Source organism: Caballeronia sp. RCC_10, assembly GCF_041360715.1.
In the GTDB taxonomy this organism is placed as follows: domain Bacteria; phylum Pseudomonadota; class Gammaproteobacteria; order Burkholderiales; family Burkholderiaceae; genus Caballeronia; species Caballeronia grimmiae.
Genome location: NZ_JBFUPT010000063.1, coordinates 1 through 11,783 on the forward strand (window position 1 = coordinate 1; position 11,783 = coordinate 11,783).

General features: G+C 59.5%; 9 protein-coding genes. 6 read left to right on the forward strand and 3 right to left on the reverse strand.

Annotated features, from left to right (window positions below; all coding sequences use genetic code 11):
- Positions 1–43: 43 nt before the first annotated feature.
- Together AB6804_RS30755 and AB6804_RS30760 are read right to left on the reverse strand one after the other, a co-directional pair.
- Positions 44–193 carry a hypothetical protein gene (locus AB6804_RS30755; RefSeq protein WP_370889673.1) on the reverse strand — a complete coding sequence of 50 codons (150 nt, stop codon included), beginning with the start codon at positions 191–193 and terminating at the stop codon, positions 44–46.
- Between the two features lie 38 nt (positions 194–231).
- Entirely contained in the window at positions 232–576 is a 345-nt protein-coding gene (locus AB6804_RS30760) for a hypothetical protein (protein WP_370889665.1), read from the reverse strand.
- Positions 577–1,027: 451 nt separating this feature from the next.
- On the opposite strand from AB6804_RS30760, the gene imuA reads away from it, so the two are divergent.
- The 4 genes from imuA to AB6804_RS30780 all read left to right on the forward strand — a co-directional run bounded on the left by imuA (position 1,028) and on the right by AB6804_RS30780 (position 6,614).
- Positions 1,028–1,741, forward strand: coding sequence for a translesion DNA synthesis-associated protein ImuA (imuA, locus tag AB6804_RS30765; protein ID WP_370889666.1), 714 nt, complete (start codon positions 1,028–1,030; stop codon positions 1,739–1,741).
- Positions 1,665–3,128 carry a DNA polymerase Y family protein gene (locus AB6804_RS30770; protein ID WP_370889667.1) on the forward strand — a complete coding sequence of 488 codons (1,464 nt, stop codon included), beginning with the start codon at positions 1,665–1,667 and terminating at the stop codon, positions 3,126–3,128. The genes imuA and AB6804_RS30770 overlap by 77 nt, the downstream gene beginning before the upstream one ends.
- A 12-nt stretch (positions 3,129–3,140) precedes the next feature.
- Entirely contained in the window at positions 3,141–6,287 is a 3,147-nt protein-coding gene (locus AB6804_RS30775) for an error-prone DNA polymerase (RefSeq protein WP_370889668.1), read from the forward strand.
- 105 nt (positions 6,288–6,392) lie between these two features.
- Positions 6,393–6,614 carry a hypothetical protein gene (locus AB6804_RS30780; RefSeq protein WP_370889669.1) on the forward strand — a complete coding sequence of 74 codons (222 nt, stop codon included), beginning with the start codon at positions 6,393–6,395 and terminating at the stop codon, positions 6,612–6,614.
- A 378-nt stretch (positions 6,615–6,992) separates the two neighbouring features.
- Here the strand turns inward: AB6804_RS30780 and ligD are convergent, their stop codons facing one another.
- Positions 6,993–9,500, reverse strand: a complete 2,508-nt coding sequence (gene ligD / locus AB6804_RS30785; RefSeq protein WP_370889672.1) for a DNA ligase D — start codon at positions 9,498–9,500, stop codon at positions 6,993–6,995.
- 385 nt (positions 9,501–9,885) lie between these two features.
- Between ligD and AB6804_RS30790 the strand changes: the two genes are divergently transcribed.
- Both AB6804_RS30790 and AB6804_RS30795 read left to right on the forward strand, forming a co-directional pair.
- The gene (locus AB6804_RS30790) at positions 9,886–10,815 is read left to right on the forward strand and encodes a Ku protein (protein WP_370889670.1); all 930 of its coding nucleotides are present in this window, start codon (positions 9,886–9,888) and stop codon (positions 10,813–10,815) included.
- The gene (locus tag AB6804_RS30795; protein WP_370889671.1) at positions 10,812–11,654 is read left to right on the forward strand and encodes a tetratricopeptide repeat protein; all 843 of its coding nucleotides are present in this window, start codon (positions 10,812–10,814) and stop codon (positions 11,652–11,654) included. Before AB6804_RS30790 ends, AB6804_RS30795 begins: the two co-directional genes overlap by 4 nt.
- The last annotated feature ends 129 nt before the right edge of the window (positions 11,655–11,783 follow it).

Sequence of the window (11,783 nt, forward strand, 5' to 3'; positions counted from 1 at the left end):
TTTGCCAGCCATTATGGCCGACTCGGACCCCAGCTTTTTCCACTTACCGAGCTGTCCGAATTCCCGGCGCCACCTCTTTGCTTCCCTCGGCGCGCTCCCAGTACAGCCGCGCAAATTCGCGGATATCCATTTGCGCGCCGAACATCTTCACGTACTTGCGATAGTCCGCCTGAATTTGCGCCGAGTAGCACATGCAATCTTCTCCGTGTGTCGATTTAGTGGCCGGACAGGTCAGAGCGATTCCTTGCACAACTTCATCATCTTCTGGACCACCGTGCTCGCATGGTTCAGGGTCATCTCTCCTGTGAAAAGCGCTTGTACGTCGCACTGCCGCACAGCGATGCCCGCGTCCTTTAGCTCGCGCTTCGCAATCTTGAGCGCAAGCTGCCCAAGCAGCACTCGGTCGAGCCAATGCATCGATACGACGCTTCTCGCGAGCCAAAGTCGACTGCTCTCGACGAGATGGTCAACGCGCCATTCGCGCGTCAGCGTGTGCGACGCAGCGAAGGTTGCGACCAGGAAGCAGAGCAAATCGGCGCGAGCGCCCGGCACTTTGTCTATATCAAGTTTATCCATTCTCTGAGACCCGTTTGTTTTCCCTGCTCGAACTTTGATGCAGTCGATGAAGGGTCGGTCGACGAGGTGCCGTTCAACCGGTCGGCGCCGTCAATCGCTTAATCCTCCGCGCTGACTACACCGCGTACTCATTCCGACGCAAGAACCGTCGCACCCCTCGCAATGATGGCAGTCTCGGATGCTGCCATCGACCCTCCACTGGGTGTCGTCCTTAATCGACCTCATACCAACGGTCAGCCTGTTCTCTCGCACGAATTGCCGCGTGCCACAGCTTCGTCGACGGCCGCTTCGCCGAAGGCTTGGCCCAGCCGTGCGACCAATTCGGCGACCTCGGGCATAGGTGCTCGCACGAGCATAACCATTCGGCTCTCCGGGAGCGACTAAAAAGGGGCAAATCACCGGTTCACTTTTTGCGTTACGATACTGTACATCCATACAGTATTTCAGAAAGATGGCCGCTCTGCCCCAACACATCGAGTCGATTCATCCCAGCCTGTGGCGCGGGTCTCAGCTCGCCCGTGCGTACGGCAAGACGGTCGACACCGGATACGCCGCGCTGTCGGCCGAGTTGCCGGGGGGCGGCTGGCCGCTGGGCGCGCTGGTGGAGCTGCTTGTCCAGCAGCCAGGGAGTGGCGAGATGCGGCTATTGAAGCCGGCTCTCCTAGAGCGCAGTACGCGCCCCATCGTGCTGTTGCAGGCGCCGCACGTTCCGAACGCGTTGGCTTTCTCGTATCTCGGTTTACCGTTGAATAAGGTGTTGAGATTGCAGGCACCCAAGACGGCGGACGCCCTCTGGTGCGCGGAACGTGTGCTGCAAGCCAAGACCTGCGGTGCCCTGGTGTTCTGGCAGCAGCACATCCGGGCTGAAGCGCTTCGGCGTCTTCACCTGGCTGCCCAAGCGACCGAAACCTTGCTCATGCTCATTCGGCCGTTGGCCAGCGCTCACGACGCCTCGCCGGCAACACTGCGGCTTGGAGTGAGACCCGCTGATGGCGGCCTCATCGTTGATGTGGTGAAGCGACGAGGCCCAACCAAAACCGAACAGCTGTCCGTCTCACTGCAACCATCGCCGATTCTCTTGAGCTCTTATGGCCGTGTTCGTCGCCATCTTCCTGCCCCGACTTTCGCTCGAGGTGTTTCGCCCGAGGTGGTTACCTCCGACTGAACACGGGTGTGCGGTGCTTGAGCGCGACAAGGTGATTGTGACGGATGCGGCGGCGCGAGAAGCAGGCGTTCTACCAGGGATGAAACGAGGCGGGGTGATGACGCTTGCCCCCGACGCTGCGGTGTATGACCGAAGCGTCCAGCTTGAGGCGGAGATGCAGCGCGCAGTCGCCTTCGGCTTGCTGCGCTTCTCGCCACAGGTCGCGCTCTGTGACGAACAAACCATCGTCATGGAAGTGACCGCGAGCCTGCGGCTCTTCGGCGGCATTCGAAGCGTCTGCTCGCAAATCCGGAGCGTCGTTAAATCGATAGGCGTAACGGTTCGCATGAGCGTCGCGCCGACCGGGCAAGGCGCCTGGCTACTTGCCAAGCGCGGCCGTTGCCGCGTACTCAAGATGCGCTCCCTCGAGCGGCATCTCGACTCGTTACCGTTCATGGTCGTACAGGAAGTGCGCGCATTCGCTGACTGGTTGCACGGTCTCGGATGCCAAGCGTTGAGTGACATCCGGCGCCTGCCGCGCGCTGGGCTAAAAAAGAGATGTGGTGTCGACATGCTAGATTCTCTTGACCGTGCCTATGGTCTTTCTCCCGAGCTTTACGAATGGCTCGAGGTCCCGCCGACCTTTAGCGTGCGCACCGAACTTCCGGACCGTGTCGAGCATGCCGAAGCGGTGCTGTTCTCGGCACGTCGGCTTATCGTGCAGCTCTGCGGCTGGCTTAGCGCGCAACAGCTTGCGCTCACGCACGCGACGGTGTCGCTCGAACACGAGCGCGGTCGACAGGCGGTCGAGCCGACCGTCCTGGAAATTGCGCTCGCGGAGCCAACGTGGCAGGAGGAGCATCTCGTTCGTTTGCTGAAAGAACGGCTTGGGCGCACGGAACTACAGGCGGCGGTAATCGCAGTCCGCCTGACGGCCTCGAAGGTCCAACCAGCCGAGCCACCGTCCGAAGACCTCTTCCCGGACCCGGGCGGTTCGGCAGAGGACCACAACCGCCTCCTTGAACTACTGGTGGCGAGACTGGGTGCTGAAAATGTGCTGCGCCCGGCGCCAACGTCCGACCACCGGCCGGAACTCGCGAACCGATGGGTGTCCGTCCAAGATGACGCGAAGTTGTCGGTGCCACCGGAGGGTCTCCCGCGTCCGACCTGGCTACTCCACGAGCCGCTACGCTTGATGATGAAAAATCATCGTCCTTTCTATGGCTCGCCCCTCAAGCTCGTCTCGACGGGCGAACGCATCGAAGCTGGCTGGCACGACGGCCAGCTGGTCACCCGCGACTACTATGTCGCCGAGGCGAGCGACAAGAGCTGCTACTGGATATACCGCGAACGCCCGAGCGTGAAGACGGAAGAAGTCCGATGGTTTCTCCACGGCCTGTTCGGATAAGCAGGTGTCGTCGTGGACTTCCCCTCGTCGGCCTTGCCGGACTACGCGGAGCTATTCGCATTCACCAACTTCTCGTTCCTCCGTGGCGCTTCACACGGCGAGGAACTGGTGCTGCGCGCATCGCAACTCGGCTACTCCGGGCTCGCCGTTACCGATGAGTGCTCGCTGGCGGGTGTCGTGCGCGCTCATGTCCAGGCGAAAGAAGAAAAGCTCCCGCTTATCATTGGCTCGTTTTTCCGGCTTGTGAATGCGGACAAGAGTCCAGCATTCGGGCTCATTTTGCTGGCTCAGAATCGCAACGGCTACGGTAACCTCTCTGAGCTTATCACGCTGGGCCGAATGCGGGCAGCCAAGGGCGAGTACCTGCTCACCCCAAATGACATATCGAGGCCCGAAAGAGAATACGCACATCTTAGAGGCATGCCCGATTGTCTCGCGATTCTCGTGCCAGATTTCCCCGCAAAGGACGATGCGCTCGCGGCTCAACTTGAGTGGATGAACGATGTCTTCGTTGAGCGGGCGTGGGTCGGTCTCACGTTACATCAGCGTGCAATGGACGACATTCACCGCGGTGTGGTCGAGTACATCGCCGACCAGTATCGCGTGCCGGTTGTCGCGACGGGCAACGTGGTCATGCATGTGCGGTCGAGAAAGCCGCTGCAAGACACGATGACGGCAATACGGATTGGGAAGCCTGTTGCCGAATGCGGCTACGACCTCGCACCCAATGCGGAAGGACATCTGCGCTCGCGGTTGCGCCTGGCAAATCTCTATCCACAGCACACGCTGTCCGAAACGCTCAACATTCTGGAGCGATGCAATTTCTCGTTGCACGAGCTTCGATACGAATACCCCGACGAACTCGTACCCGAAGGCTTCACACATGAGGCCTACCTGCGCCAGGAGACGTACATCGGCGCCCATCGTCGGTTCCCGTCCGGCGTCCCGCATGCCGTGCAGGAGCAGATTGAGCACGAACTGCAGCTCATCCACGAGTTGCGATACGAGGCGTATTTCCTCACCGTCTATGACATCGTACGGTTCGCTCGCAGTCAGCATATCTTGTGTCAAGGCCGTGGTTCCGCTGCGAACAGCGCCGTGTGCTACTGCCTTGGTGTAACCGAGGTGGACCCGTCACGCGGCAACATGCTATTCGAACGTTTCATCTCGAAAGAGCGAGGCGAGCCGCCCGACATCGACGTCGACTTCGAGCACCAGCGTCGCGAAGAGGTCATCCAGTACATCTATCGAAAATACGGTCGCGACCGCGCCGCGATTGCCGCTGCTGTTTCGACGTACCGTCCGCGCGGGGCACTGCGCGAAACAGGGAAGGCGCTCGGCATCGACCCGCAAATCGTCGACAAGGTCGCCAAATCGCACCAGTGGTTCGACCATTCGCAAGACTTGCTGCGGCGGTTCGAAGAGTCCGGGCTCGACCCATCGAACCCAATGATTGCAATGTGGGCGAATCTTGCGGCGCAGATTCTGAACTTTCCTCGTCATTTGTCGCAGCACTCGGGTGGTTTCGTCATTAGCCGGGGCAAGCTCACGCGGCTGGTGCCAGTTGAGAACGCAGCGATGGCGGACCGGTCCGCGATTCAATGGGACAAGGACGACCTTGAGGCGCTCGGGCTGTTGAAGATTGACGTGCTCGCGCTCGGGATGCTGTCGGCCATCCGTCGCACCCTCGACATCGTCTCCGAGCAACGTGGCGAGCGATTCGAAATGCAAGACATTCCGGCGGAGGACCAGGCGACGTACGACATGATTTCGCGTGCGGATACAGTGGGTGTCTTTCAAATCGAGTCGCGTGCTCAGATGAGCATGCTGCCTCGCATGAAGCCGCGCGAGTTCTATGACCTCGTTATCGAAGTTGCCATTGTGCGTCCCGGTCCTATACAAGGCGGCGCCGTTCATCCTTATCTGCGACGGCGCCAAGGCCTTGAGCCCGTGAGCTATCCAAGCGAAGCATTGAAAACGGCGCTCGGTAGAACGCTTGGCGTGCCTATCTTCCAAGAGCAGGTCATGCAGGTCGCCATCCTTGCTGCTGGTTTCACGCCCGGCGAAGCCGACCAACTTCGCCGGGCAATGGCAGCGTGGAAACGCAAAGGAGGCTTGGACAAGTACTATGACCGTATTGTTGGCGGCATGCTCCAACGAGGCTATGACAAGGAATTCGCTGAGTCCATCTTCCAGCAGATTCACGGCTTCGGCGAATACGGTTTCCCGGAGAGCCATGCCGCGAGTTTCGCGCTCTTGGTTTATGCAAGCAGTTGGTTGAAATGTCACGAACCCGCCGCTTTCCTCGCTGCCATGCTCAATAGTCAACCGATGGGTTTCTACTCTCCCTCACAGTTGCTGCAGGATGCGGCCCGTCACGGGGTAAAGGTTGTTCCTGTCGACGTGACCATCAGCGGGTGGGATTCTGTTCTCGAGAAACAAGCTGACGGCTCTGTCGCAGTGCGCCTCGGACTCTCTCTGCTCAAGGGCATGAAAGACGGTGCCGCAGAGCGTATCGAGGCGGCACGAGCTGTGAAGCAATTCTTCAGTGTCAGCGACCTCGCAAGACGTGCGCAGTTAGACCGTCGTGACCTGCAGGTGCTGGCCGCAGCAAATGCACTTTCGTCGCTTGCCGGGAACCGGCGCGAGGCGCTCTGGCAATCAGTCGCGGCGGTCCCCGACCGTGACATCCTCGCCGAAGCGCGCACCGATGATGAAACGCCCATGCTTGGCGTGCCGTCGGAGGCGGAGAACATTGTCGCTGACTACAACTCCACCGGGCTTACACTCGGCCGGCATCCACTATCTTTGCTGCGTCCAGCATTGCTCGAGCAGCGCCTTATGCCGGCCTCGACGCTGATGACTTATCGGAACGGCCGGCTCGCCCGAGGATGCGGGCTTGTCACGGTGCGCCAGCGGCCTGGCACTGCGAAAGGCGTTATGTTCGTAACGCTGGAAGACGAAACCGGGAATGTGAATGTCATCATCTGGCCGTCGCTGCTTGAGAAGCAACGACGAGAAGCACTCGGCGCAGCGTTGCTTGGCGTGTACGGAACATGGCAGTGCGAAGGCGAGGTTCGACATCTCGTCGCGCAGCGGCTTGTCGACATGTCTCATCTCTTGGGCGGCTTGAATACAGTAAGTCGTAACTTCTGCTGATTCGTGCCAGCAGCCAGAAGGTCGCGCCGGGTTGAAGTCATTGCCTCTGAACGGCGGAACGGCAATTGCTTTCGCTCGATTGGAACCAATAAATTGGAGGCAAATATGGCTGGCGACACTGCATACAAGCCGGGCGAAATCGTGAAGGTTTCAGGCATCTATTCGGTCGTTCATGATGACGGCAAGGATACGTTCGAGGTGACGTGTGTCGAGCGTGAGCACTTCCCGCCGACCCGGAGCGGCAAGGGAGCGCATTTCGAATTGAAGTACGGTGCGACGCATTCCCACAAGCATGACGCGTTGAAGGGCACAGAGGTGCGGAGCTGACGTTTCCTGGTCATGGGCGTATGCGGAGGTTGACCACTGATGCTGCGCCGTGTGCCCTGCCACAAGCGCTCCGACGTCAACTTTGGGACTCAATCCATGACCGGGGACAAGTGAAACAAGAAACTGGCGAAGCTGCGGCGGTTACAAGAGTCGCGGCCGCAGCTCGCGATGTCCTGTCCGCTTCCGAGAATCTCGAACTAAACATTAGCCAAGGCGACCAAAGCATGCGAGCTCTCCATTTGGCTCGCCTGGCTGCCGCTGTGGATGAACTGCAGTCGGCGCGCGTTGCGTTGGTCGAGTTGCTCGCGGGGAAGTCAACGTACTGACTAGCCCTGCACGAAGTCACGTTCCTGCCTCCCTGCGTGCCGGCGTAGCGAATTACGGAAGACGCTTTATTGCAGCGGTGAGCGATTGTGCGCACGACCAGAACTCGACCCATGGGTCTGCCGTTTGGAAGCTGAGATACTCACGCGCTGTCTGAACGTTCCACTGGGCTCCGCTTTTAAGGTCGCCGAGCTGTTCCCAAGCCACTGGCATCGACACGCCCATGCCGGGTCGCGCACGTGCCGAAAATGCTGCCGCAGTCGTCTGAGCCTTGCCATTGCGTAGGTAGTCAACATAGACCTTCCCCACGCGGTTCGCGGGACCGGACACGGCGGAGAACCTGTCCGGAATCGTTTTCGCAAGGTGTCGTACGAACGACTGCGAGAACGACTTGACGGTCGCGTAGTTCAGCCGTGGTGCGAGCGGGACAACGACGTGCAGTCCCTTTCCGCCGCTTGTCTTCAGCCAAGCCTCAAGCCCCAACTCGGATAGTAGGGCTCGGACGAGCTGCGCAGCTTCTTGCACGTGTAGCCACTTCACGCCTTCGCCCGGGTCCAGGTCGAAGATGACCCGGTCAGGCTTGTCGAGGTGAGCGACTATCGAGTTCCAAGTGTGGAACTCGATTGTGTTCATCTGTGCAGCTGCCAGCAGGGCATCCGCCGTGTCGACGGTCAGCAACGGCGGATGCCCGGGCCACAGGTCGCGGTCATGCGCCGCCAGCCCGGGCATCGCCGTCCGCTCGGCATGCTTTTGGAAGAAGAGTTGCCCGGATACGCCTTCCGGCGCCCGAACCAGCGCTACAGGGCGGTCCTTAACGTGAGGCAGCATCCACTCGGCGATGCTCGCGTAGTAATGGACAAGGTCGGCCTTCGTTACGCCCGACGACGCGTCAACTACTCGCTCTGGATGCGTGATTTTGAGCTCGAGCAACTGCGTCGGAAGCTCGGTCTTTCCGCCCTCGCGGACCACGCTACTTGCCGGCTTGTCCAATCGCAAGCCGTTGAACGAAGCTTGACGAACAACACCTTCGGCCGTCCATTCCGCAAACTCGACCTCGGCGACCAAGATGGGTTTCACCCACAACTCACTTCCGGCGGCGCGTCTTGACCATCGGCCTGGCTTCCTGACCGGCGTGTCGAATGGCGCGGCGCCCACCTGGAGCGGCGCGAGTTGCTGCCACAGTTCTCTAGCAGTCTTAGAACTCCAACCGGTACCGACACTTCCGGCGTCATGGAGTTTTTTGCCAGCGTAATAACCAAGCAATAGGCTGCCGACTTCGCCTGCGTTGCCACCACGTCCGGTCATACCGCAGACAACGAATTCTTGGCGCAACCGCGCTTTCGCTTTCAGCCATGTCTCCGTGCGACCTGATTCATAGGGCGCATCCCGGCGCTTCAACACCAGGCCTTCGAGTCCAAGCCCGGCAGCGGCTTCGAACACCTTTGCAGGCGGCGCGTCGAAATCTTGACTGAAGATGAGATGCTCGCCACCGCCTTCGAGAAGAGTCGCCAACCGTGCGCGTCTTGACCACAATGGCACTCTCCGCAAGTCGTGCCCGTCGAGATACATTAGGTCGAAAAGAAAGAAGACAATTTCGCTACTGTTCCCACCGTCGATTGCATCTTGCAGAGCAGAAAAGCTCGGAATGCCGTCTTTCAACACGACAATCTCACCGTCGAGCCAGGCGCTCGAGACGGTAAGCTTTTGTATCTCCGATTTGAGCGTTGGAAACTTCGCGGTCCAGTCGTGACCGTTCCGTGTGAACAGCTTCACTCGCCTGCCGTCAATGCGTGCGAGCAACCTGTAGCCGTCCAGTTTCGTCTCCGTGACCCAGTCGCCTGTTCGTGGCAGGGTGTTGGCAAGCGTAGCAAGCTGAGGTTCAAGCTTCGTTGGCAGGGGGGCGAGCACCGCGGCGGAAAGGTCGAGTTCCTCGTTGGCATGCCCATGCCGCGAGGTCTTGGGCTCGCGCTCTTCGATGGGCCCGAGCGGATTCGCGATGACGCTGTCAGGCAGCGCTTTGATGACATCGTATTCGCCAAGTGAGCGCGCCCACTCGTCGCGCTTCTTAAACATCATCCACTGGTCTTGCTTATCGTCTGGCTTCGAGATGCGTACAAGTTCCCATAGGCCGGCGAGCTTCTCGCCATGCAAGCGGAATACGAGCTTACCGACATCCATACCCTTTCTGGCGTCGCCTACCGGTTCCCACGTACCCCGGTCCCACACAATGACGGTGCCGGCGCCATATTGCTCCGGAGGAATCGTGCCTTCGAAAGAAGCGTAATCAACCGGGTGGTCTTCAACATGCACCGCCATCTGCTTCTTGCTCGGGTCGTAACAAGGGCCCTTAGGAACCGCCCACGACAGCAAGACGCCGTTCAGCTCGAGCCGAAAATCGTAGTGCAGCCGGCTCGCCCAGTGCTTCTGAACGACGAAGCTCAAAGGCCGTGCGGCGGCACGCTTGCGAATAGTCGACGCAGACGGCTCAGGTGTGATACGGAAGTCCCGCTTCTTCTCATAGCGAGCGAGCGGCTGCGCCTTTGTTTTACGGCCAGAAACCATGATGAGGTGCCTCAGGCGAAACTTGCGAACTACCTGCGTGGCGATGTGAACCATTGAGCGGCCGGTTAAGGCCGCAACGGACAGAACGCGCTCGGTCGCCCCGGAAGTGTCGCGCTCATCTGTGGCGTCGTCGCTTCGATGCGCGCACGTTCCGAGGCTTCGCTGTTCGCGTTGTGTTCCTTGGAGGGCGAAGCCACGGTTTCTCCGGGAGTCTTCGATGAGCGGCCACAGCAAAAGGCGTGCCGTTTGTGCTGCCAGACGCTGACGCCGACGCGCCGTTCTTCGGCGGTTCTGGTGATATTCTCTTCTTCACGCCCAAGCGGTTGCGGGCGACAACGGCATCCTTTTTGTCGGCGGACGCTCATTAGCCGGCTAGGAGAAGCGTATGGTAGCCCGCTCGATTGCTTCGCTGTCTCTGTCGTTTGGACTCGTTTCAATACCGGTGCGGCTCTACTCCGCTACTGAAAGTTCATCTGAGGTCCGATTCAACATGCTCGCGCCGGACGGCTCGCGCGTTAAACAACAGTACGTCTCCGAGAGCACCGGCAACGTCGTCGAGCGAAGCTCGATGCAGAAGGGGTATCAGTTCGAGAAGGACCGTTACGTTGTTTTCACCGGCGATGAATTGAAGGCGCTGGAAGAAGGCGCGAGCCACGTCGTGGAAATCGTTTCGTTCGTGCCTGAAAAATCAGTGGACCCGCTGTTCTACGACAGAGCCTATTTTATTGCTCCAGACAAGCGTGGCGGCAAGAGCTATAGCCTTCTTCAAAGAGCGCTTACTGAGACTGGCCGATGCGCTCTCGCTAAATGGGCATACAAGGGGAAAACACGAATCGTCCAGGTGCGCGCTGCTGAGGACGGGATGGTTTTCCAACAGCTGTTGTTCGCAGACGAAGTGCGGTCGCTCAAAGACCTCGATATCGAACACACGTCGGTGTCCGATTCTGAGCTCAAGCTGGCTGTACAAATCATTGAACAAGGAGCCGAAGACACGTACGACGCGTCCGCTTACGAGGACGAGGAAAAGAAGCGCATTCTTGCTGCCATCGACGCGAAGATTGCCGGCAAGCAAATTGTCGCCAGTGCGGAACCGGAGGCAGCCGGAGGCGGCGAGGTCATCGACCTGATGGAAGCTTTACGAGCGAGTCTTTCCACGACGAACGGCAAAGCGAAGCCGGCGGCGAAACGGAAGGTCGCGGCGAAGGCGGCTGAAGAGGTAGAGGAAGTTACGGTTCCGAAAGCGCGTAAGCCTGCTGTTCGGGCGCCGAAGGTGCATGCTGGCGCTCCTGCAAAAGTGGCACGTGCACGCAAGTGAGCAAACGCGACGTATCGCACGACGTTTCGCTGGCCAAGCTGCAGTCAATGCTCGGTGTGTCACGCGGCGTGGTCGACGGCCTGATTGAGCTGGGTCTCGTGACCCCAAGTCGTGGACCAAGGAACTCGTTGCGCTTTACTTTCCAAGATATCGTCTTACTTCGTACCGCCTTGCAGTTGCGAACATCGAAGACTTCGCCACGCAGACTCCGCGACGCGCTCGCGAGGCTTAAGCGTGACCTTCCGAGCGAGCTTCCGCTGTCTGGGATTCGCGTCGCTGCTGTAGGCGAAGAGATTGTCGTGAAGAGCGGCCCAACGCGGTGGGATGCGGTGACGGGGCAGATGCTTCTCGACTTTGAAGTGGCAGAGGTTGGCGGGGATGTTGTCCTGCTGGATGCGACGCCCGAGCGCAAGGGCGCTGCGGCCGCTCAAGCGCGCGAGCGGTACGAGTTGGCTGAGCAGTTGATGAAGACTCAGCCAAGCGCCGCGGAGCTTAATTATCGAAAAGCAATCGAATTGTCGCCGGAACCGTTCTATGCGGCTTACGTGGACCTGGGTGCTCTGCTGTGCGAGCAGGAACATCAATGCGGCGACGCGCTAGCTGTGTTCGATGAGGCGTTGGAACACTTTCCCGACGACGCGGTCTTGCATTTCAACCGGGGTGTCGCGCTCGACCAGCTAGGACAGCTTGATGAGGCCAAGGTAGCGTACGAACGATGTCTTGCGCTTGACCCAAGTTATGCTGATGCGCATCACAACCTTGCGATTCTGTTTGATAAGCGCGGCGACCGGCGCGGTTTGATTCGGCATCTGAGTGCCTACCGCAGACTAAGTAGCTGACAATCGCGGCGTGCTTGGTGGAGCAACTTCCCGGCGGTGATTCGGCGAACGATTTCTGGCTCTTTTGAAAACGGAGTGGGTAACGGCCTTCAGCGGGCATGCGAGTTGAAGGCGGAGAAGTCCAGTTTG